The organism is Selenomonas timonae (assembly GCF_014250475.1).
Lineage (GTDB): Bacteria > Bacillota > Negativicutes > Selenomonadales > Selenomonadaceae > Centipeda > Centipeda timonae.
Genome location: NZ_CP060204.1, coordinates 764,310 through 784,645, shown reverse-complemented (window position 1 = coordinate 784,645; position 20,336 = coordinate 764,310). Strand labels below are relative to the sequence as shown.

Annotated in this window: 22 protein-coding genes and 1 tRNA gene; 2 read left to right on the top strand and 21 right to left on the bottom strand. The window is 59.3% G+C overall.

Going from position 1 to position 20,336, the window contains the following annotated elements; genetic code table 11:
- Window positions 1-27: 27 nt before the first annotated feature.
- The gene (gene mtaB / locus H1B31_RS03690; protein WP_185980941.1) at window positions 28-1,326 is read right to left on the bottom strand and encodes a tRNA (N(6)-L-threonylcarbamoyladenosine(37)-C(2))-methylthiotransferase MtaB; all 1,299 of its coding nucleotides are present in this window, start codon (window positions 1,324-1,326) and stop codon (window positions 28-30) included.
- 153 nt (window positions 1,327-1,479) lie between these two features.
- Here mtaB and fliD point away from each other — a divergent pair, with 153 nt between their 5' ends.
- The gene (fliD, locus tag H1B31_RS03685) at window positions 1,480-2,310 is read left to right on the top strand and encodes a flagellar filament capping protein FliD (protein WP_185980940.1); all 831 of its coding nucleotides are present in this window, start codon (window positions 1,480-1,482) and stop codon (window positions 2,308-2,310) included.
- 12 nt (window positions 2,311-2,322) lie between these two features.
- A complete protein-coding gene (locus tag H1B31_RS03680) occupies window positions 2,323-2,508 on the top strand; it encodes a YjfB family protein (protein ID WP_185980939.1) in 186 nt (61 codons plus the stop codon).
- 83 nt (window positions 2,509-2,591) lie between these two features.
- On the opposite strand, the gene H1B31_RS03675 is transcribed toward H1B31_RS03680, so the two are convergent.
- From H1B31_RS03675 to dnaG, 20 genes are all read right to left on the bottom strand, one after another.
- Window positions 2,592-3,017, bottom strand: coding sequence for a type II toxin-antitoxin system HicB family antitoxin (locus tag H1B31_RS03675; protein WP_185980938.1), 426 nt, complete (start codon window positions 3,015-3,017; stop codon window positions 2,592-2,594).
- A 13-nt stretch (window positions 3,018-3,030) separates the two neighbouring features.
- A complete protein-coding gene (locus H1B31_RS03670; RefSeq protein ID WP_185980937.1) occupies window positions 3,031-3,228 on the bottom strand; it encodes a type II toxin-antitoxin system HicA family toxin in 198 nt (65 codons plus the stop codon).
- A 132-nt stretch (window positions 3,229-3,360) separates the two neighbouring features.
- Window positions 3,361-4,668, bottom strand: a complete 1,308-nt coding sequence (locus H1B31_RS03665) for an S-layer homology domain-containing protein (protein ID WP_185980936.1) — start codon at window positions 4,666-4,668, stop codon at window positions 3,361-3,363.
- 270 nt (window positions 4,669-4,938) lie between these two features.
- Complete coding sequence (locus tag H1B31_RS03660) at window positions 4,939-5,199, bottom strand: Txe/YoeB family addiction module toxin (protein ID WP_009440836.1); 261 nt, start codon at window positions 5,197-5,199, stop codon at window positions 4,939-4,941.
- Complete coding sequence (locus H1B31_RS03655; protein WP_009440835.1) at window positions 5,199-5,471, bottom strand: type II toxin-antitoxin system RelB/DinJ family antitoxin; 273 nt, start codon at window positions 5,469-5,471, stop codon at window positions 5,199-5,201. The genes H1B31_RS03660 and H1B31_RS03655 overlap by 1 nt, the downstream gene beginning before the upstream one ends.
- Window positions 5,472-5,589: 118 nt before the next feature.
- Complete coding sequence (locus H1B31_RS03650; RefSeq protein WP_185980935.1) at window positions 5,590-6,381, bottom strand: ABC transporter ATP-binding protein; 792 nt, start codon at window positions 6,379-6,381, stop codon at window positions 5,590-5,592.
- The gene (locus H1B31_RS03645) at window positions 6,378-7,349 is read right to left on the bottom strand and encodes a FecCD family ABC transporter permease (RefSeq protein ID WP_009440833.1); all 972 of its coding nucleotides are present in this window, start codon (window positions 7,347-7,349) and stop codon (window positions 6,378-6,380) included. Before H1B31_RS03645 ends, H1B31_RS03650 begins: the two co-directional genes overlap by 4 nt.
- Window positions 7,346-8,275, bottom strand: a complete 930-nt coding sequence (locus tag H1B31_RS03640; protein ID WP_037346413.1) for an ABC transporter substrate-binding protein — start codon at window positions 8,273-8,275, stop codon at window positions 7,346-7,348. The genes H1B31_RS03645 and H1B31_RS03640 overlap by 4 nt, the downstream gene beginning before the upstream one ends.
- 4 nt (window positions 8,276-8,279) lie before the next feature.
- Window positions 8,280-8,978: a precorrin-2 C(20)-methyltransferase gene (gene cobI, locus H1B31_RS03635; RefSeq protein ID WP_009656527.1), complete on the bottom strand. Its 699-nt coding sequence runs from the start codon at window positions 8,976-8,978 to the stop codon at window positions 8,280-8,282.
- Window positions 8,979-9,150: 172 nt separating this feature from the next.
- Entirely contained in the window at window positions 9,151-10,278 is a 1,128-nt protein-coding gene (locus H1B31_RS03630) for a sodium ion-translocating decarboxylase subunit beta (RefSeq protein WP_009656510.1), read from the bottom strand.
- A 17-nt stretch (window positions 10,279-10,295) separates the two neighbouring features.
- Window positions 10,296-10,646: an OadG family protein gene (locus H1B31_RS03625; protein WP_185980934.1), complete on the bottom strand. Its 351-nt coding sequence runs from the start codon at window positions 10,644-10,646 to the stop codon at window positions 10,296-10,298.
- Between the two features lie 175 nt (window positions 10,647-10,821).
- Window positions 10,822-11,121, bottom strand: a complete 300-nt coding sequence (locus tag H1B31_RS03620; protein ID WP_185980933.1) for a glutaredoxin domain-containing protein — start codon at window positions 11,119-11,121, stop codon at window positions 10,822-10,824.
- A gap of 71 nt (window positions 11,122-11,192) precedes the next feature.
- Complete coding sequence (gene hemW / locus H1B31_RS03615; protein WP_185980932.1) at window positions 11,193-12,344, bottom strand: radical SAM family heme chaperone HemW; 1,152 nt, start codon at window positions 12,342-12,344, stop codon at window positions 11,193-11,195.
- Window positions 12,337-14,136 (bottom strand): translation elongation factor 4, encoded by a 1,800-nt coding sequence (lepA, locus tag H1B31_RS03610; protein WP_185980931.1) that lies wholly within the window; start codon window positions 14,134-14,136, stop codon window positions 12,337-12,339. The genes hemW and lepA overlap by 8 nt, the downstream gene beginning before the upstream one ends.
- 31 nt (window positions 14,137-14,167) lie before the next feature.
- On the bottom strand, window positions 14,168-14,977 hold the full coding sequence (locus H1B31_RS03605) for a Nif3-like dinuclear metal center hexameric protein (protein ID WP_185980930.1): 810 nt from the start codon (window positions 14,975-14,977) through the stop codon (window positions 14,168-14,170).
- Between the two features lie 11 nt (window positions 14,978-14,988).
- Window positions 14,989-15,678, bottom strand: coding sequence for a tRNA (adenine(22)-N(1))-methyltransferase (locus H1B31_RS03600; protein WP_009440824.1), 690 nt, complete (start codon window positions 15,676-15,678; stop codon window positions 14,989-14,991).
- A gap of 67 nt (window positions 15,679-15,745) precedes the next feature.
- Window positions 15,746-15,821 (bottom strand) — tRNA-Asn (locus H1B31_RS03595).
- Between the two features lie 338 nt (window positions 15,822-16,159).
- Window positions 16,160-17,278 (bottom strand): RNA polymerase sigma factor RpoD, encoded by a 1,119-nt coding sequence (gene rpoD / locus H1B31_RS03590; RefSeq protein WP_185980929.1) that lies wholly within the window; start codon window positions 17,276-17,278, stop codon window positions 16,160-16,162.
- A gap of 42 nt (window positions 17,279-17,320) precedes the next feature.
- Entirely contained in the window at window positions 17,321-18,463 is a 1,143-nt protein-coding gene (gene rpoD, locus H1B31_RS03585; protein ID WP_185980928.1) for an RNA polymerase sigma factor RpoD, read from the bottom strand.
- 91 nt (window positions 18,464-18,554) lie between these two features.
- Entirely contained in the window at window positions 18,555-20,336 is a 1,782-nt protein-coding gene (dnaG, locus tag H1B31_RS03580; protein ID WP_185980927.1) for a DNA primase, read from the bottom strand.

The window sequence follows — 20,336 nt, the reverse complement described above, 5'->3', positions numbered from 1 at the left end:
GCAGATACGGACAGCGCTGTCAAGGATTTATTTTGCAGTCGGCTCCCCCCACACGCCGTCACGATAGAGATGCGTGAGCCGCAGGGGCGCAATCTCCCCGCGCGTGACGGGCGCATCCGTATAGACGCGGATATACGTCTCCGTCAGCCCGTCCGTCACGCCGTCCGCCGAAGTCTCAAAGAGCACATCTGCGACCGAGCCGAGCGCTGCGCGATGATATTCCTCTGCCAACTCATCCGCGAGCGCCTGCATCCGCGCCGCGCGCTCCTTGCGCAACATCGGTAGCACCTGATCGCTCCGCCGCGCCGCAGGCGTCCCCTTGCGCGGCGAGTACGGGAAGACGTGCATCCGCGCAAAGCCCATTGCGCGCACGAAGTCCAGCCCCGCCGCAAAATCCTCCTCTGTCTCGCCCGGAAAGCCCACGATGATGTCCGTCGAGATCGCCACCCCCGGCACCGCCCGCCGCACATCTTCGAGCAGCGTGGCAAACGCCGCCGTATCGTAGTGACGGTTCATCGCGCGCAGCACGTTATCACTCCCCGCCTGCAGCGGCAGATGCAGATGCGCCGCGAAACGCGGCTCTGTCCGCATCAGTTCGAGGAGCTCCGCCGACAGTTCCACCGACTCGAGCGAGCCGAGACGCAGACGCCGCAGATCCTCCTCGGCGAGCGCCGTGCGGCACGCATCCGCGAGCGTCGGACGATCTCTGAGATCAATCCCGTATGCGCCGAGGTGAATCCCTGTCAGCACCACCTCATGAAAGCCCGCCTCCGTCAACAGCTTCATCTCGCGCGCGACCGCCGAGAGCTCGCGCGACTTCACGGGGCCGCGCGCATAGGGAATGATGCAGAACGTGCAGAAATTCTGACAGCCGTCCTCGATCTTCAGAAATGCACGTGTGCGATGAGGCAGCGCGTGCAGCGGGATATCCTCGAAGACGCGCGCCTGCATGATGTCCGTGATCGTTCCGATCGCGCCCGTATCCGCGCGCAGTGCCTCCTCCACATAGTCCACGATGCGCGCGCGCTCCTTCGTCCCGATCACAACGCGCACGCCCTCGAGCGCGCGGATCTCCTCGGGTGCAACCTGCGCATAGCAGCCCGTCACCGCAATGCACGCAGATGGATTTGTGCGCGCCGCACGGCGGATCAGCTGGCGCGACTTGCGGTCGCTCAGATGCGTCACCGAACACGTATTGATGACATAGACCTCCGCTCGCTCCTCGAACGGCACGACCTCATAGCCACGCGCGCGGAACAGCCCCTCCATCGTCTCCGTCTCGAACTGATTTACCTTGCAGCCGAGCGTCATAAATGCAGCCCTCAAGCCGCACCTCCTTCCAAATATTTTCCTATTCTACCACAAATCAAACGCTCCGCAATAAATTTTTCTCCCAAAACTAATGACATTTCCACAAAAAACGATATAATATACATAGGAAATTATGCCCATGCCATTACCATGGAAGGGGGACCATATATGGCAACCATATCGCAGATGACCGGCGCAGCACGCAGCATCTACAGCTCGCTCTACGCCAACAACTCGCGCACGGACGCAACCGCAGCACTCTTTGGCGATCAGAAGACACGTCGGCAGAGAGGATCCAGCCTCTACTCCGCGCAGTATCGCAGCAGAGAGTCGAGCGCACAGGAACTCAGCTCCATCATGGAGATCGCCAACCAGGCGCGAAACCTCCGCAAGTCCTACGCTGAGACCAGCTCGAAGTTCTACGCCGAGTACGACAGCAACATGAAGGATCTCAGAAAGTCCGCCGGCAAGCTCAGCAATACGGACTTCCAGCTGAACAGTTCCGACATCAAGACCAACGCCGACGGCTCCAAGACCTACAGCGACAAGCTCAAGGCCGCCATCGACAACGTCAAGGATCTCGTCAGCGAGTACAACGAGACCAGCGACTTCCTGCAGGACAACAAGAGCCTCGGCAAGGGGGTCCGTCAGCTCGTCACCGAGTTCTCCGACACCACATACAAGGCGGACTCCTACGCCAAAATGGGCATCACCGTCGATGCCAAGACAGGCAAGATGAGCGTGAACGAGAGCCGTCTCGCCCGTGCCCTCACCGACTCGCCCGCACAGTCCGAGGCAATCCTCGGCAAGGGAGGCCTCGCAGGACGCGCCGACCGCCACGCACAGTACGCGCAGATGTCGCGCAGCCGCGTCATCCCCTCGATGGAGCAGGCGATTGGCGGCCAGCTGAACTACGCTGCGAACATGCTCAACGGCAGATCCCTGCCCACCATGTCACGCTACTCAAATATGCTGAACCTCTTCAGCATCTATGTATAGGGGGAGAATAAAATGGATCTTACAATGGATATCGCACAGATGTCAGTCGGTATGCACCAGGCACAGGCACAGCAGAGCCTCGGCATTGCCGTCGCAAAGATGGCAATGGACTCCGGCAAGGATGCCCTCGACCTCATCGAGGAAACCACGGCAAGCATCGATCCGAGTCTCGGAAACAGCATCGACGTATCTGCGTAAATAAGAACCGCAAAATCCCCCTTTCCGCTTGTTCGGAAAGGGGGATTTCTCATAGGAAGATCGCAATATCTAAGAGATGACATTCACGCCCTCATACTCTGTGAGGGATTCTCAGTAACACCGAGGTAAGATTTCAGCGCAGACTGTAGCAAATGCGAGTAGTTTACTTTTTCGCGACGCGCTAGGATATCAAGCCACCGTGGAATTGTAACCGTCTTGCTCGTCGCCTTGTTGCTCATCTTCTCACGGAACGGCGGCATCCACGCCTCGATCAGCCCAATGGTCTCCCCCCGCGATGTCTTAATCTGCATCAGAGACGTGGGAGAGGGAATCTCCTCTGCATCCTCCTCCATCCCATAGAGATGGAGCTGAACAGCCTCCTTCGCACGGACAAAAGCCTCCTCCATCGTATCAGCACAGGTCAAACAGCCCGGCAAATCCGGGAAGCAGACCGAAACACCTTCCTCATCCACGTGAAAAACAGCAGGAAAGATATAGTTATCCTTCACAAGAATCATCCTCCTAGGTAAACACAATGCCGGACTGCTCCGAAATGTGTTTTAAAACAAATTGCGTAACATCCTTCACGGGATGCGGTACAGTAACGCGCCCCTTCTTCGTCGGATGCTTGAATTGATGATGATCACCGACACAGTGCACCTCATACCATCCATCCGCTTTGAGTATCTTGATAACTTCCCGTGACGAATAGCTGCGCATGGACTCATCTCCCTTTTGTTTATTATAGCACATATTGTTATATGTGCTATAAGTTTTTCACACTAAAAATCCCCCTCCGAATGGAGGGGGATTTTACTATGCGGCGTGTGCCGCAGTACGTGACGTGAATTCTTAGAACAGGAACTCAACGCGGCCGAAGAGCTGCTGAACCTTGTCATCAGCCTGCTTTTCAATGGTCTTGCCCTTGAAGTACTTCGCGGAAAGAATGACATTCTTAAACAGCGTGTAGTTCGTACCGAGCTCAACGCCCTTCGAACCGAACAGAGCACCATCCTGCGTCGCAGAGGGCGATGCACCGCCAAGGTAACGATAGGCAACATATGCGCCCCACGACCCCTTGTCCTCAGACTGTGCGCCCTTATAGTCATAGCTGACCTGATAGGACTTCTTCCACGTGCTGTCGTCAATGCCGGTGTTGTGTGCATATGCACCAGAGAGGAAGCTGTTCTTATCGAAGTGATAGCCGAGGTTCAGACCCCAAATGCCAAAGCGCTCCTTGTCGTTCTTCGTGAATCCATCGCTGAAAGCTTCCGAGCCGAGACGATAGTAGTCAGCACCTGCAACAAAATTGTTCTTGTTGTACTGGAGACCAACGTGCTGATAGTTCGCCGTCTTGCTGCGATCATAGCTGCCGCCATCAGCCACCAGAGCCGCATTCAGATCCAAAGCCTTGCTCTTAAAGGTGTCCTCAAGGTTCACACGACCAGCCTGGAGTGTAACCTGCACATCCTTACCGAAGCTGACCTCTGCACCCGAGAACTCCTGATCAAAGACAATCGCGCCTGGAGCAGCATATGCTTCCGAAGAGAGAAGCTCCATCTTGCCGAGCTTCACCATAAAGTTGTCATAGTCGCCCTGTGCCCATGCGCGCTTCAGCGTAACAGTGCTGTCGTCGCCCTCATCTCTCTTCATGTTGTACGCACTGTCGAGACGTGCATTCACATGCCAGTGGTTGTTGACTTCTGCACTCGGCTCGAGACGGAACATGAGATGATCATCATTCTCACGATCCTTTCCCTCGAGACGCTGGCTCGTATACGTATACTCGAGCTTGCCATTCCACTTCACCATGTCAGCGTTGCGCTCGAGGTTCGAGACGCGGACGCCGAGGTTGTTGAGCTCGTCTGCGAACTCAGCTGCGAGGCGGTCAACGAGCGCACGATCCGAAGCGGACATATCGCCCTTTGCCATTGCCTTTGCAACCATCTGCGCCATCTCATAACGCGTGATGTTGCGGTCACCACGATAGGTGCCGTCGCCGTAGCCCTCAACAACGCCATCAGCGGCGAGCTGGGTCACAGCATCGTATGCCCAGTGGTCACGGGGCACATCGGAGAACGGGTTCGCCGCAGCGAACGTCGTGCTTGCTGCACCGACAACGAGAGCCGTTGCGAGTGCGGATACGAGAGTCTTCTTCATGAGAAACTCCTCCTTCTGTAAAACAGAAAACATCTGATTTCCAAAGGAGTGAGATGTCGCTGAAGTGTCCATGTTTCCTTTTCGCGATTCATTCTCTTCCCTTGGAACGATTTCATCATAGCACGTGCGGGAATAAATTGCAAGACCTATTGTCGAAAAAATTTATAGCAGGTTATAATTTTGAGTTTATGTTTGCTCATCTGAGCGCAAAGAGCCCAATTCACTCCATACATGGGGAGTTTCTATTTTATCAGCGTTTTCCTAGCGGTATTACTTTTCGTAATGCCCACGGCAGGAGGCAATGTGAATAATCCCGTTTTGTTCATAGTAGACAACACGGTTCGCATCGTCAATGCGTCTGCTCCACCATCCGCTGAGATTCCCTCGAAGCGGCTCTGCCTTGCCTATGCCATCCGACGGATTTCTCTGAATATCACGCACGATGGCATTGATGCGCTTCAAGGTCTTCCTGTCCTGCGTCTGCCAGTACAGATATTCTTCCCATGCACGGTCTTCCCAAAGCAGCTCCATCAAACCACCTCAATCAGTTCATGTTTGGCGAAATGCGCATTTCCTGCCTCAATATCTCGCTTTAAGGCTTCCAGATAACGTATGTTGCTCTCCGAATAAAACGGATCGCTGCGCTCTGCCGAGATCTCGAACGGGATCTTACGCTCGCGCACTGCCGTCTTTGCAAAAACGCAGAACGCTGTCGTCATCGTCATCCCGATCTCGGAGCAGAATTCGTCGAACTGCCGCTTGAGGTCTGCATCCATCCGAATGCTCACACTTGCCTGTGCCATGATGTCACCTCCTTTTGTCTGTTTGTCTACATTGTATGAATTTTTTTGTGCGTTGTCAATTTATTTTGGTGCAAAAAAGAACGGATGCAGGTTATCCTACACCCGTTCAAACAATGATCTATTCCCCCACAAGTGCCACGGGAGACGGCACACGGATGCCGCGACTGTTCGTGAAGATTTCGACCTCGACGCCGAAGACGGCGGCAATGCGCTCCTCGGTGAGCACCTCGGTGGGCGTGCCCGTTGCGACGACGCGCCCCGCCTCTACGAGAACGATGTCGTCGGCGTACTGCATGGCGTGCGCCATGTCGTGCAGCACCATGAGGATGGTCATGCCGTGCACGCGGTTGAGCGCGGAGATGATCTCCATGACGCGCAGCTGATGCGCGACGTCGAGATAGGTGGTCGGCTCGTCGAGCAGGAGGAGGCGCGGGCGCTGACTGAGCGCCATTGCGAGAAAGACGCGCTGCCGCTCGCCGCCCGAGAGGGTGTGCACCTCGCGCTCTGCAAAGGCGGAGACGTGCGCGGTCTCCATCGCCCACGCGATTGCCTCGCGATCCTCCGCGTCGGCATGCGTCTGAAAGAGCCCTGCGTGGGCAAAGCGTCCATACGTAACGAGCTGCTCTACCGTGAGCCCCTGCGCCGCTGCACGCTCCTGCGGCAGGATGGCGCGCACGCGTGCGAGCTCCTTTTCCGCGTAGCTGCCAAGCTCGCGCCCATCGAGCATGATCTCGCCCGTGTAGCGGCGGTTCAGCCCCGCAAGCGCGCGTAGGAGGGTGGTCTTGCCCGCGCCGTTCGGGCCGATGATGGCTGTGCGCCGCCCTGCGGCTATCTCTACGTTCAGCCCGTGGAGGATTTCCTTGCCCGCAATCTTCACGCACAGATTGCGGGTGCTCATCCCGGCACTCATAGCTGCCTCCTGAGGAGATAGAGGAAGAACGGCGCACCGACGACCGCCATGATGATGCCAACGGGCAGTTCGAGCGGTGCAAAGAGCAGCCGTGCCGCCGTGTCACTGAGCGTGACGACGGCGATGCCGAGAAGCGCCGCCGCCGGCAGGAGGAAGCGGTAGTCTGCCCCGATCATGAGGCGTGCTGCGTGTGGGACGATGAGCCCAACGAAGCCGAGCAGCCCCACGACGGAGACAGCGCTCGCGGCGAGGAGCGCGGCAACCGCCGTGAGCATGATGCGCGTGCGCTCGACGGCAAGTCCGATGCCACGTGCCATATCGTCGCCGAGCTGGAGAATGTTGAGCCGCTGTGCCGCCATGAGTGCGAGGAGTCCCGCAACAATCGTATAGGGCAGCAGCAGATCGACATGCGGCCAGCTGCGCGCGGAGAGTCCGCCGACCATCCACATCAGCGCGCTGTGCACGCGGTCACTGTAGAGGATCATCATTGCGGAGATGCCCGCGCCGAGGAATGCCGAGACGGCAACGCCCGCGAGGATGATGCGCGTCGGGCGGATGCCATCGCGCCACGCGAGGATGTAGATGAGCAGCGCGGCGAGCATCGCCCCGCCGAACGCTGCGGGGGTGATGAGCCACGCCGCGCCCGGCAGCATCAGCATGATGAAGATGCCCGCAAGCCCCGCGCCCGACGAGATGCCGATGATATGCGGGTCGGCGAGCGGGTTGCGCAGGATCGCCTGCAGGATCGCGCCCGATAGGGAGAGATTGATCCCAACGAGGGCGGCAACGATGGTGCGCGGCAGACGGATGTTCCAGAGGATCTGCGCGTGCGCCGTGTCCTGCGCACCGCCGAGGATGCCGATGATCTCCGCGAGCGGGATGTCAACCGAGCCCTTTGCCGCCGAGATCATCATTGAGAATGCCGCGAGTACGGCAAAGAAGACGAGCAGGACTATCCGCTTTTTCATGGATAGACGAGCCTCGCCATATATTTGACCGCCTCAGGGTACTCGATGCCGGGGCTGAAGAGGAACATCTCCTGCGGCAGGTAGTAAACCTTGCCGTCACGGATGGCGCTGACGCTCTGCCATGCGGGGCTCTCCGCGAACATCGCCTCCATCGAGGCGCGAATCTCCGACTCCTCGCCCATGCTCGTGACGAAGATGATGTCAGGGTTCTGCGCAACGAGCGTCTCCATGCTGTAGGGCGCAGCGTCGGGGTTCTTGTCGAGCGCGGTCATGCCGCTCGCCGTGTTCTCCCAGCCGAGCATGTTTGCAATCGAGCCTGCAATGCTGCCGTCGAGCTGGACGGAGAGTCCCTGCCCCGTGCTGTGGATGATCGCAATGCGCTTCTTGTCCGAGGGAATCGAGGCGCGCACGGCGGCGATGTCCGAATCCATCTTCGATGTGAGTTCCTCTCCCTTTGCCTTCTCGCCCGTGAGCGCAGCAAAGATGCCGATCTCGCGCTTCACGTCGTCGTAGGTCTTCATGTCGAGGACGAGGGTGTTGACGTTGTTCGCCGCAAGTGTCTCGACGAGCTTTTCGTTCATGCCCTTGTTGAGGATGACGAGGTCGGGCGTGAGGGAGAGCACCTTCTCCGCGTCGATCTGGTAGACGCGACCGATACTCGTGACGTTCTTCGCCGCATCGGGGATCTTCGACTTGGAGTCAGGTCTGCCGACGACCTCGCCGCCGACGGCGTAGAGTGGCTCGAGGAAGGAGGCGGAGGTGACGACGATGCGCTCGGGCTTCTTGTCAAAATTGACCGTGCGCCCGTTGTCGTCCGTAATTGTGGCATAGGTGCCTGACGTGCTCTCCTGCGTAGCGGGCGCGCCGCATGCCGTAAGAGCGAGTGTGAGTGCCGTGAGAAGGGTGGCTGTCCATGTTTTCGTCATCATGTCAGCTCCTCCGCGTGAGAATGGTCGAGAGGTAGTTCAACTTCTCGTCGGCGTGCGCCTCGAGGTCGTGAATGATGCGCTCGTCGTCGAGTCCAACGCGGCTGACCAGCACCGCCTCCTTCGTCATATTGTTGCGGCGCAGGAGGTCGATGATCTCTGCGGAGTTGTGGTAGACCTTCATGACGACAGCGCTGCTTGCGACCGCCATGACCTCCTCGAGGTGCTTCTTGTCTGCCGTGCCGGGGATGATGGCGAGGATGTCGTTGCCCTCGACAATCGGTCTGCCGACGCGGCTGCCGATCGCGGCAAAGGCGGGGATGCCGGGGATCGTTACGATGTCCACGTCCTCATGCTCGAGGAGGCGGAAAACATAGATGTAGGTGCTGTAAAACATGGGGTCGCCAAGGGTGAGAAAGGCGACGTTCTTGCCCGCGTTCAGCAGCGCGAGGATCTCCGCCTTGTTCGCCTCCCATGCGCCCGTGTCCTCTGCAAAGTCCTTGACCATCGGGAAGACTTGGTAGACGATCTCGATGTCATCCTTGAGGTAGGGTCGTGCGATCTCGAGGGCGACGCTGCCCTCCTTCTTCTCGGTCTTGGGGGCGATGAGGACGTCCGCCGCCTCGATCGCCTTGATTGCCTTGACGGTGAGCAGCTCGGGGTCGCCGGGGCCAACGCCGATGCCGTAGAATGTTCCGCGCATAGTATCTTCCTTCCGTTGTAAAAATATTGACATGTTTTCGCGCAGGTGGAAGAACAGCGCGAACGAAAAATCCTCCCTCATAGTACATATGAAGGAGGATTTTGTCAAATGCTAGGGGTATATGAGACAGGGAGCTATCCTGCCTCCGAAATCTTTATAGGAGGAAACGGGGTTACATCAGCATCGCGAGCATCGTACCTGCCGCAACCGCCGTGCCGATAACACCGGCGACGTTCGGTCCCATGGCGTGCATGAGGAGGTAGTTGCCCGGCTTTGCCTTGATGCCGACGATCTGGCTGACGCGTGCCGCCATCGGAACAGCGGAAACGCCCGCAGAGCCGATGAGCGGGTTGACCTTCCAGCCCGTCGCGCGGCACATGATCTTGCCGAGGACAACGCCTGCCGCCGTACCAAAGATGAAGGCGACAAAACCAAGGAAGATGATGAGGATGGTCTCAGCAACGAGGAAGTTCTCTGCACTCATCGTGAGACCCGTGCCAAGCGCGAGGAAGATCGTGACCGTATTGATGAGCGCGTTCTGCGCCGTATCGGAGAGACGATCCGTCACGCCGCTCTCACGGAAGAGGTTGCCGAGCATCAGCATACCGAGAAGAGCTGTGATGGACGGGAGGAGAAGGCTGATGAAGATAGTCGAGACAATCGGGAATGCGATACGCTCGAACTTCGTGACCTCACGCGCCTGCTCCATGATGACCTCACGCTCCTTCTTGGAGGTGAGCAGCTGCATAACCGGCGGCTGAATGAGCGGAACGAGAGCCATGTAGGTGTATGCCGCAACGGCGATCGCGCCGAGGAGATGCGGTGCCATCTTGGTCGCGAGGTAGATCGACGTCGGACCGTCCGCACCGCCGATGATGCCGATGGAGCCTGCCTCCTGTGCCGTGAAGCCAAACCACATCGCACCGAGGAGAGCAACAAAGACGCCGAACTGTGCCGCAGCGCCCATGAGAAGGCTCGAGGGACGTGCAATCAGCGGTCCGAAGTCCGTCATCGCACCGACGCCGAGGAAGATGAGCGGCGGGAAGATCTCGTATTTGATACCCATGCCGATCGCGGACATGACGCCCGGCTCCTCAAAGCCGTTGAACGGGATATTCGCAAGGATACAACCGAATGCAATCGGGCTGAGGAGCAGCGGCTCAAAGTCGCGTGCAAAGGCGAGATAGAGCAGGATGAGTCCGACCGCGATCATGATGACGTTGCCGCCGGTCATTCCCACGAATCCGCTGCCATCGACGACGGCCTGCAGGGAGACGGTAAATGCATTGATAAAATCCATAGTATCTCACTCCCTCCTCAGCGCGCGGTGCGCATTCCCTGCGTACGGCCGAAGTTGCGCCACACGGGCTGCTCTGCCGGACGAATCGCATGAATCTGCTCCACGCTGTAGCCACAGGCGGTGACGGCTGCTGCGATGACGGCAACGGTCTCCATGGACAGCCCCGCCGGAACAGCAGGCGCAGCGGGGGCTGCGGGGGGGGGCACAGGAGCGGCAGACACCGCCGCAGGCGGCTCTTCCTTCTTCTTCGTCGGGTCAAGTCTGTGGGTCAGCTCGATGAGCCCCCAGATCACTGTCAGAACAGCGAAGACGATGACCATGTTGATGAACATGATGACAAATGGATTGTCAGTAACGGGTTGATGCATAAACTCACCTCATCTTGTTTTTCCCCTCGTGAACGCCGCCGCGCTACCCGTACACGATCGCATCCGCGAGGATCTTTATGTATATTGTGAAAATAGCACATTCGTTATTATGCTGGATTTCAGATAATTTTACAAGTTTTATTTTCGTTTTTCTCATGCAACTTTGTCATATTTTTCATGAATTGTGCGTTTTCTCACGCACTGCATCGAACGCATGCTTTACCTCGGCATAGATCTTGTCGTAGCTATGCCCCGGCTGTGCCTCGTAGAGCTTCTCACCATCCATGAAGATGCTCGGCACGTAGTAGTACTGTCCTGCAAACAGCTGCGTCTTCTCGGGTTCGCGGTTCTCGTCGATGAAATCGACTGTCACATCCGCATACGAGCCGCCCTCGGCGCGCAGCGCGTCCATCGCGCGGTGGGCATTCGCGCAGTAAGGGCAGCCCGCCATCTCGATCATGGTCAATGTTTTCATAGATTTTCTCCTTTCGGATGATAACAACGTGAAACAATACCTATCATAGCACAAATTTATATCTAATGGAATCATTCGTCGTGTAAAAATGCGGCAAAGACTTCGTTGCCCAGCTTCATACCTGCCGCCGTAAGGGCGATATGCCCCTGCGCGCGGCACAGCAGGTTGCGCTTGATCTGCTGCGTGATCACAGTGCTATAAACGGCATCAATGCTCACGCCAAATGTGCGATAAAAATCCGCCTCATCAATTCCCTCCGCTGTGCGCAGGGCGAGGAAGGCATACTCCTCCATCGCGTTCACCGCTGTGCGCTCCGCGTCCTCGGGCGTGCGGACAGACGCGCCCGTACGGATGGCGCGGATGTAACGACGCGCGTCCGTCTCATTGCCCCAGCGTACGCCGTCCACATAGCCGTGCGCCGCCGCACCGACGCCGAGATAGGGGATGTTCCTCCAATAGCCAAGATTGTGCCGGCTCTCATAGCTCGCGCGCGCAAAGTTCGAGATCTCGTAGCGGCGGTAACCACGCGCGGGCAGCTCCGCCATCAGATAGTCGTACATCTCCTCCGCCGCATCCTCATCGGGGAGCGTGAGCCGTCCCGCCGCCTCTGCAGCGGCAAATGGTGTGCCCTCCTCCACGATGAGACCATAGACAGAGATATGTTCAGGCGCGAGAGCGAGTGCTTCGTTGACACTCTGCTTCAGATCAGCAAGAGTCTGCGTTGGCAGCGCATACATGAGGTCGAGGCTGAGATTATCGAAACCCGCCGCACGTGCCGCGCGGACTGCCGCGCGCGCCTCCTCCGCCGTGTGGATGCGCCCGATGACGCGTAGCAGTCGATCATCGAAACTCTGTACGCCGAGGCTGAGGCGGTTCGCGCCCGCCGCTCTGAGCTGCACGAGATGTTCCTCGTCCACCGTGCCCGGGTTCACCTCCACCGTGCATTCAAGAGGCTCCCCTGCCGCCTCATGGATGGTGTCGAGGATCTGCGTGAGAAGCACGGCAGGCAGCGCGGTCGGCGTACCGCCGCCGAGGTAGACGGTCGTGACATCGCCCCAGAGCGCGCGAAGCGGCGGCGCCTCACGCAGAATCTCCGCCCGCAGCGCCGCCGCATAATCCTCCATCTCCGCCGCAGCTGCATTTGCGGCAGAGACGAAGTCGCAGTATGCACATTTTTTCACGCAATAAGGGATGTGGGCATAGAGCCCCCAAGTCTTACTCATCAATCTTGAGAACCGCCATAAACGCCTCCTGGGGCAATTCGACGCTGCCGACCGCCTTCATGCGCTTCTTGCCCTCCTTCTGCTTTTCGAGCAGCTTGCGCTTGCGCGTGATGTCGCCGCCGTAGCATTTTGCCAGAACGTCCTTGCGGCGCGCGCGCACGTTCTCGCGCGCAATGATCTTGCTGCCGATCGCCGCCTGGATTGGGATCTCAAACATCTGCTGAGGGATGATGCCCTTGAGCTTGACGGCAAGCTGACGGCCGCGCGCAACGGCGCGATCGCGGTGGACGATGGTCGAGAGCGCGTCCACGGGATCGCCGTTGAGGAGGATGTCGAGCTTCACGAGATTCGAGGTCTGGTAGTCAATCAGCTCGTAGTCAAGGGACGCGTAGCCGCGCGTCGCGGATTTCAGACGGTCGAAGTAGTCGTAGAGGATTTCGTTCAGCGGGATGTGGTAGATGACCATGACGCGCGTTGCGTCGAGGTAGTCCATCGTCTGGAAGACACCGCGCTTTTCCTGCGAGATCTCCATGACCGCGCCGACGTAGTCCTTCGGGACGATGACGGTCGCCTTGACACACGGCTCCTCGATGTGGTCGATCTCGGTCGTCGGCGGCAGGTCGGCGGGGTTGCTGACCTCACGCATTGTGCCGTCCGTGCGGTAGACGTGGTAGACGACGGAGGGCGCCGTCATAATGAGCCCGAGGTTGTACTCGCGCTCAAGACGCTCCTGGATCACGTCCATGTGGAGGAGTCCGAGGAAGCCGCAGCGGAAGCCAAAGCCGAGCGCAATGGAGGTCTCCGGCTCGAAGACGAGCGCGGCGTCGTTGAGCTGGAGCTTTTCGAGCGCCTCGCGCAGGTTGTCGTAGTCCTTGCTGTCCTCGGGGTAGAGTCCACAGAAGACCATCGGCGTGACGCCGCGATATCCGGGCAATGCCTCGGCAGCGGGTCTCTCCGCGCCCGTCACGGTGTCACCAACGCGCACATCGCGCACATCCTTCAGTGCGCCCGCGATGAAGCCGACCTCGCCCGTGCCGAGTTCACCCGTATCGACGGGCTGCGGGCGGAAGCAGCCGACATCCGTCACATCGAAGGTCTTGCCCGTCGCCATGAGTTTCAGCTTCATGCCCTTTTTGATCGTTCCCTCCTTGACGCGCACATTTGCAATGACGCCTTTGTACGGGTCGAAATAGGAGTCGAAGATCAGCGCGCGCAGCGGCGCCTCGGGGTCGCCCTCAGGCGGCGGGATATAGGCAACAACAGCGTCGAGTACTTCCTTGATGCCGAGTCCCGTCTTTGCCGAGGCGAGGACGGCGGCGCTCGTGTCGAGACCGATGGTATCCTCGATTTCATGCTTCACGCGGTCAGGCTCCGCGCTCGGCAGGTCGATCTTGTTGATGACGGGGACGATCTCGAGGTCATGTTCAAGCGCAAGGTAGACGTTCGCGAGCGTCTGTGCCTCCACCCCCTGCGCCGCATCCACGACGAGGAGCGCGCCCTCGCATGCGGCAAGGCTGCGCGAGACCTCGTAGTTGAAGTCGACGTGCCCCGGTGTATCAATGAGGTTCAGCTCGTACATCTCGCCGTCCTCGCCGCGATAGTCGAGGCGCACGGTCTGTGCCTTGATCGTGATGCCGCGCTCGCGCTCGAGATCCATGCTGTCGAGCACCTGCGCCTCCATCTCGCGCTCGCTGAGTGTGCCCGTGTACTCGATGAGGCGGTCGGCGATGGTGGATTTGCCGTGGTCGATGTGGGCGATGATGGAAAAATTGCGGATATGCTTCTGATCCATTGTGTCTCCCCTTCCCCTTTCATATTTTCTTCTATATTATTACATCGAACACGTCTCGCTGCGTGTTTGTGACAAAAATCTCAATCTCTCCGCGTTCGGACGAAAGCTCCGTGCGTAATTGTTCGGCGAGGACAGGCAGGACGGGTACCTCCGTGCCGAAGTGCCCCGCGTCGATGATGTGCATGCCCTGCTCCACGGCGCGCTGCGCGTCGTGGTACTTCACATCGCCCGTGACGTAGACATCCGCGCCGCGCCGCACGGCATCGTCGATGAAATCCGCACCCGCGCCGCCGCAAACCGCAACGCGACGCACGGGGCGCGCCGCTACGGCGGCGAGACGGACGTGGCTGACGCCGAGGCGCTCCTTCACCGTGCGTGCGAAGTCCTCAATCGCCAAGGGTGCGGGGAGCACGCCCATGCGACCAAGGCTCTCAGTCACGCCCTCCTCCTGACTCGTAATGACGAAGGAGGAGAGTTTCTCGAGTCCGAGATGCGCGGCAAGCACGTCGTTGACGCCGCCGCGCGTCACGTCGAGGTTCGTATGCGCCGCCGCGACGGCGATGCCGTGTGTGAGGAGGGCGGCGAGGCGCTTCCCGAGAGGGAGGTCGGTGCGCAGCTGCTTCATGCCGCGAAAGATCGCGGGATGGTGCGCGACGATCATGTCCGCCCCGCGCGCAATGGCTTCCTCGGTGACGCGGTCATCGACATCGAGCGCGACAAGGACGCGTCCGACCTTCTGCGCGTAGCTGCCGACGAGGAGTCCGGGGTTGTCCCAGTCCTCGGCGAGGCGGCGCGGTGCGATGCGCTCGAGCGCGTTCATGATGAGCTGACAGCTGAGCATGGGGGCTCCTCTCAAAGTAACATCAGCAGTGTTCGCAGTGCTGCTAATCTCGATACCGTTTCACGATACTCCGTGCTCTGCCGCGCTGCTGCGCTGGCATTCATGCCCTCGACGGCACGAGTGAGCTTTGCAATCTTTCCTTCAATATGCTCATGCAGGAGAGGGTCGCGCTTTTCGTAAAGTTTTGCGCCGATATGAAGGAGTACATCGTCGGGCATCTCGCATGCACCGCGCTCGGCGCGGATGATCTCGTAGAGGCGACCGTTTGCACGCACAAGTGTTTCGTCCACGATGTTCCAGCCGTTTTCGCAGAGCCAGCGGCGCAGCTTTGCCGCGCCGTTCATGGGCTGGAGGACCAGGGTCTGCACGCGTGCGAGCACATCGGGCGCGCCCGAGAGAATCTCTGTGATGAGCGCACCGCCCATGCCCGCGATGACGATGGACTCCGCCTCGCCAGGCGCGAGGACGGACAGCCCATCGCCCTGCCGCACGTCGATCTCGCGTGTGAGTCGCTGCGTTCCCACGGTACGCCGTGCCGCCGCACACGCCCCCGCACTGAGGTCGCCGACAACGGCGCGTTGCGCAATGCCCTTCATGACGAGGGTCGCGGCGAGATAGGCGTGGTCGCCGCCGATGTCCGCGAGCACTGTTCCGTGCGGGACGAATGCGGCAATCGCCGCGAGACGCGCATCGAGCTGCATGAGATCCTCCTTTCCACAGACATAAGAAAGGAGTGTAACTGCTGCGTTACACTCCTATTGTTTCAAATGGCTCCTCGAACTGGACTCGAACCAGTGACATTCTGATTAACAGTCAGACGCTCTACCGACTGAGCTATCGAGGAATGTGTCAGACATGCGTATTATAAAGGCTACGCGCCGTCCTGTCAAGAAAAATGTTGGTTGCGCGGACAAAACATATGTGTTAGAATCAAAATAAGCACTGTCAACGGTAGGCGGTCGATTCTTAGCCCCTGAGAGGGGGCGATCCTATGACGTTTTACGATTTGCTTGCGTTACTTCTCGTAACCCTGTTGATCCTCGTCACAATTAAGGAATAAGAAGCCCCGCCGCACAGTCCGGAAAACTTCGGCGGGGTTCTTTCGTCAAGTAGGGGCTGGTCGTTTTACCGACAGTGCCCTTTTTGTATGCTTATTATACGATATTCAGCCCACTTCGTCAACTACTCCAAGAAGTCACGCAGCACCTTGCTGCGGCTCGGGTGGCGCAGTTTGCGCAGTGCCTTTGCCTCAATCTGGCGAATACGCTCGCGCGTCACACCGAAGCTCTGCCCGACCTCCTCGAGGGTGCGCGAACGCCCATCCTCAAGCCCGAAGCGCAGACGCAGGACGTTCTTCTCGCGATCGGTCAGCGTCTCCAAGACCTCCTCGAGCTGCTCGCGCAGGAGCATGAACGACGCAGCCTCTGCGGGTGCGGGCGCAGCCTCGTCCTCGATGAAGTCGCCGAGGTGGGAGTCCTCCTCCTCGCCGATCGGCGTCTCAAGCGACACAGGCTCCTGCGCGATCTTCATGATCTCATGGACGCGTGCGACACTGATGCCCATCTCCTTTGCAATCTCCTCGGGGCGCGGGTCACGTCCAAGTTCCTGCAGGAGCTGGCGTGAGATGCGGATGAGCTTGTTGATCGTCTCGACCATGTGCACGGGGATGCGGATCGTGCGTGCCTGATCGGCAATCGCACGCGTAATCGCCTGCCGAATCCACCACGTTGCGTACGTGCTGAACTTGTAGCCCTTGCTGTAGTCGAATTTCTCGACCGCCTTGAGAAGCCCAAGGTTGCCCTCCTGTATGAGGTCGAGAAAGAGCATACCGCGTCCGACGTAGCGTTTGGCGATGCTCACAACGAGGCGCAGATTTGCCTCCTCGAGTCGATGGCGTGCGCTCTCGTCACCCGCCTCCATGCGCTGAGCGAGCTCAACCTCCTCCTCTGCCGTGAGGAGCGGCACATGACCGATCTCCTTGAGGTACATGCGGACAGGATCGTCGAGCGAGATGCCCTCGGGCACGGTGAGGTCGATCTCGACCTCCTCTTCCTTCTCGGGCGGATCATCGTCCACGGGTTCTTCCACCGTCGCACCCGGCACATCATCGACGATCTCAACACCCTCGTCGCTGAAGCGCTGGTACATATCGTCCATTTCGTCGGGGGACATATCCTGTTTTTGCAGTGCGTCAATGAGCTCGCCATATGTCAGCGTCCCGCCGTTCTTCTTGCCCTTGGCAAGCAGGCGTTCAATGATGTCGGCGCCCGGCGCTTTTGGCTGCTCCGTCCCCTCTGTCATAACGCTGTCCTCCTATCGTTTATTTGTGAGGCAAACCACACCTCAAAGATCAATGTTTCCCTGCAACTTGCGCAGCCGCACGGGGTGCCGCAGCTTCCTGAGCGCCTTCGCCTCGATCTGTCGGATGCGCTCACGCGTCACACCGAAGCTCTGCCCGACCTCCTCGAGCGTGCGCGAACGACCGTCCTCAAGCCCGAAGCGCAGACGCAGAACCTCCGCCTCACGCGGCGCAAGTGTCTTCAGCACGTCGGCAATCTGCTCCTTGAGCAACATCATCGAGGCTGCATCTGCGGGGTCAAGCGCCGCCTCATCCTCGATAAAGTCGCCGAGATGGGAGTCCTCCTCCTCGCCGATCGGGGTCTCGAGCGAAACGGGCTCCTGCGCGATCTTCATGATCTCACGCACGCGCGCCGTATTCAGCCCCATATGCTTTGCTACCTCGTCGGGTGTGGGATCGCGCCCGAGTTCCTGCAGGAGCTGCCGCGAAATGCGTATGTACTTGTTGATCGTCTCGACCATGTGGACAGGGATGCGGATCGTGCGTGCCTGATCGGCAATCGCACGCGTAATCGCCTGCCTAATCCACCACGTTGCATACGTGCTGAACTTGTAGCCCTTGCTGTAGTCGAATTTTTCAACCGCCTTGAGGAGTCCGAGGTTGCCCTCCTGTATCAGGTCGAGAAAGAGCATGCCGCGGCCGACATAGCGCTTGGCGATGCTCACGACAAGGCGCAGATTTGCCTCCTCGAGCCGATGGCGCGCAGTCTCGTCGCCCGCCTCCATGCGCTGCGCAAGCTCAACCTCCTCCTCTGCCGTCAGAAGTGGCACGCGACCGATCTCCTTGAGGTACATGCGGACAGGATCGTCCAGCGCGACCCCCTCAGGGACGCTGAGGTCGATCTCGATTTCCTCCTCGTCCTTGTCAATGTCATCCACCGGCTCGAGCACGTCATCATCGCTGCTCTCGCCGACCGCCGTATCGTCCACGATCTCGATGCTCTCGTCGCTGAGGCGCTGATAGAGCCCATCCATATCGTCGGGGGTCATATTCCATATGCTGAATGTTTCGATAAATTCACCGCAGGTCAGTGTTCCGCCGTTCGACTTTCCCTTTGCCACAAGCTCGCTGATATTTCCCATTCCAGTCATTTCATCTCGTTCGATCCGCGCTGTTGCTGTCTGCATTTTGCCCCCTCCTTTCAGTTTGTAGTATTATCTAATAAAATCTATCATTTAGTATATCGCTATAAAGGTTCGAGCACTAAAGTGCGCGTATTTATTCGTGCAAATTTTCACGGGCAATCTCATCCTGTATTTTCTTCACTTCGTTTAATTCGTCAATGTATCCCTCTTTTCCTTCTTGCATCATCTCCTCAGCGCGGCGCGTATGCCGTGCAAGTGCATGCGTCAAATAACTACGTCGGAGCGTCCCCAGAGCCTCCTGATAGGAGGCCTCCGTACGCCCCTCCTCGACGATGGCGCGTGTGAGCTCATCCCCCGCCGCTGTAGGCTGTGCAGCGATAAAGTCCGCATCCAGGACACCGCCCGCATCGAGATGCGCCGCCATCGCACGGAGCAGTCCGGCGATGAATTCATCGGGAAAATCCTCCATCGGAATGGAAGATAAAATTTCGGTGAGAAGCGCAGGATCTCGCCAAATTGCCGCAATAATCTCGCGCCCCGCGCGCCGCAGAGCATCGTCTCCCTGTCGCACGGCCATGCGCTGCGGCGCAGTGTTCTGTAGTGGCTCCGCAGCCCCCTGCCGCAGAAAGCGGCGCAGGGCATCCGTCACAATCCCCTCGTCCAAGAAGAGTTCCGTCGCCGTCTGCCGCACGTAGGCAGCACGCGTGATCTCGTCCAGCTCCGCAAGCACGGGCAGCATCTCCCGAAGAGCGGCACGCCGTCCCTCCACGCTGTCCGTCATATGGCTGCGCACGTGGCGCAGACGAAACGCGGGGGCAGGAACAGCCGTCTCCACGAGCGCGCGGAACGCCTCCGCGCCGTGCGTGCGGACATACTCGTCGGGATCTTTGCCGTCCGGCAGGAGGAGCACGCGCACCTCTGCCGCACGTCCGCGCACGGCTGCGAGAGCGCGCAGTGTCGCCTCCTGTCCCGCCGCATCACTGTCGTAGCAGAAGACGATGCGCGGCGCACGGCGCAGGAGCAGCGTTGCATGGTCGCTCGTGAACGAGGTGCCGAGCGTCGCGACGACGTTCTGAACCCCCGCCTCCCAAGCGGCAATTGCGTCCATATAGCCCTCGACGACAATCGCCGCGCCCTCGCTCGCAATCGCGCGGTGTGCGCGGTCGAGTCCGAAGAGAAGCTTGCGTTTGTTGAATACGGGTGTCTCCGCCGTATTGAGATACTTCGGCTGCGCGTCGCCGAGCGCGCGCCCGCCAAAGGCGACAATGCGCCCGCGCTCATCCGCGATCGGGATGATGACGCGGTTGCGGAAGCGGTCATAGACGCCCTCACCGCGCTCACGCCTCACGGCAAGTCCCGCCGTTACGAGAATATGCTCCGATATGCCACGCTTTCGGAACGCATCGGAGAGCTTCGACCACGCATCGGGCGCAAAGCCGATGCCGTAGCGTACAATCGCCTCGTCCGTAATGCCGCGCCCCGCGAGATATGCCTTGCCCGCCGCGCCGTAGCGCGTCACGGTGAGACAGTTATGAAAGAAGTCGCGCGCGAGCGCATTCACCTTGCGCAGGTCGTCCAGTTCACGCAGGCGTGCCTCCTCGCGCGGGTCACGCTTTTGCTCCGGCTTTTCGATGCCGAGCTGCTCCGCCTGCCGCAGGATCGCCTCGAACGGCGTGATGTGCTCCATGAGCGAGATGAATTTGAACGCGTCGCCGCCCGCGTGGCAGCCGAAGCAGTAGAAGAAGCCGTCGGCGGGCACAACGGAGAACGACGCAGTCTTTTCGTTGTGGAAAGGGCAGCAGCCCCAGTAGCGGTTACCCTTGCGCTTCAGCGGGACATAGCCCTGCACGACGGCAAGGATGTCGGTCTGCGCGCGCACCTGCTGCACAAAGGCCTCCATCCTCGGGTCACGCAT

What these genes read in the sequence shown, in the direction of transcription:
- rpoD (WP_185980928.1), bottom strand. Translation starts at nt 18,463, where the DNA reads ATGCAGACAGCAACAGCGCGGATCGAACGAGATGAAATGACTGGAATG.
- H1B31_RS03600 (WP_009440824.1), bottom strand. Translation starts at nt 15,678, where the DNA reads ATGCAGCTCGATGCGCGTCTCGCGGCGATTGCCGCATTCGTCCCGCAC.
- dnaG (WP_185980927.1), bottom strand. Translation starts at nt 20,336, where the DNA reads ATGCGTGACCCGAGGATGGAGGCCTTTGTGCAGCAGGTGCGCGCGCAG.
- H1B31_RS03645 (WP_009440833.1), bottom strand. Translation starts at nt 7,349, where the DNA reads ATGAAAAAGCGGATAGTCCTGCTCGTCTTCTTTGCCGTACTCGCGGCA.
- fliD (WP_185980940.1), top strand. Translation starts at nt 1,480, where the DNA reads ATGGCAACCATATCGCAGATGACCGGCGCAGCACGCAGCATCTACAGC.
- H1B31_RS03625 (WP_185980934.1), bottom strand. Translation starts at nt 10,646, where the DNA reads ATGCATCAACCCGTTACTGACAATCCATTTGTCATCATGTTCATCAAC.
- H1B31_RS03670 (WP_185980937.1), bottom strand. Translation starts at nt 3,228, where the DNA reads ATGCGCAGCTATTCGTCACGGGAAGTTATCAAGATACTCAAAGCGGAT.
- H1B31_RS03660 (WP_009440836.1), bottom strand. Translation starts at nt 5,199, where the DNA reads ATGGAGCTGCTTTGGGAAGACCGTGCATGGGAAGAATATCTGTACTGG.
- H1B31_RS03650 (WP_185980935.1), bottom strand. Translation starts at nt 6,381, where the DNA reads ATGAGTGCCGGGATGAGCACCCGCAATCTGTGCGTGAAGATTGCGGGC.
- cobI (WP_009656527.1), bottom strand. Translation starts at nt 8,978, where the DNA reads ATGCGCGGAACATTCTACGGCATCGGCGTTGGCCCCGGCGACCCCGAG.
- H1B31_RS03630 (WP_009656510.1), bottom strand. Translation starts at nt 10,278, where the DNA reads ATGGATTTTATCAATGCATTTACCGTCTCCCTGCAGGCCGTCGTCGAT.
- H1B31_RS03655 (WP_009440835.1), bottom strand. Translation starts at nt 5,471, where the DNA reads ATGGCACAGGCAAGTGTGAGCATTCGGATGGATGCAGACCTCAAGCGG.
- lepA (WP_185980931.1), bottom strand. Translation starts at nt 14,136, where the DNA reads ATGGATCAGAAGCATATCCGCAATTTTTCCATCATCGCCCACATCGAC.
- hemW (WP_185980932.1), bottom strand. Translation starts at nt 12,344, where the DNA reads ATGAGTAAGACTTGGGGGCTCTATGCCCACATCCCTTATTGCGTGAAA.
- H1B31_RS03620 (WP_185980933.1), bottom strand. Translation starts at nt 11,121, where the DNA reads ATGAAAACATTGACCATGATCGAGATGGCGGGCTGCCCTTACTGCGCG.
- rpoD (WP_185980929.1), bottom strand. Translation starts at nt 17,278, where the DNA reads ATGACAGAGGGGACGGAGCAGCCAAAAGCGCCGGGCGCCGACATCATT.
- H1B31_RS03680 (WP_185980939.1), top strand. Translation starts at nt 2,323, where the DNA reads ATGGATCTTACAATGGATATCGCACAGATGTCAGTCGGTATGCACCAG.
- H1B31_RS03665 (WP_185980936.1), bottom strand. Translation starts at nt 4,668, where the DNA reads ATGAAGAAGACTCTCGTATCCGCACTCGCAACGGCTCTCGTTGTCGGT.
- H1B31_RS03640 (WP_037346413.1), bottom strand. Translation starts at nt 8,275, where the DNA reads ATGACGAAAACATGGACAGCCACCCTTCTCACGGCACTCACACTCGCT.
- H1B31_RS03605 (WP_185980930.1), bottom strand. Translation starts at nt 14,977, where the DNA reads ATGCTCAGCTGTCAGCTCATCATGAACGCGCTCGAGCGCATCGCACCG.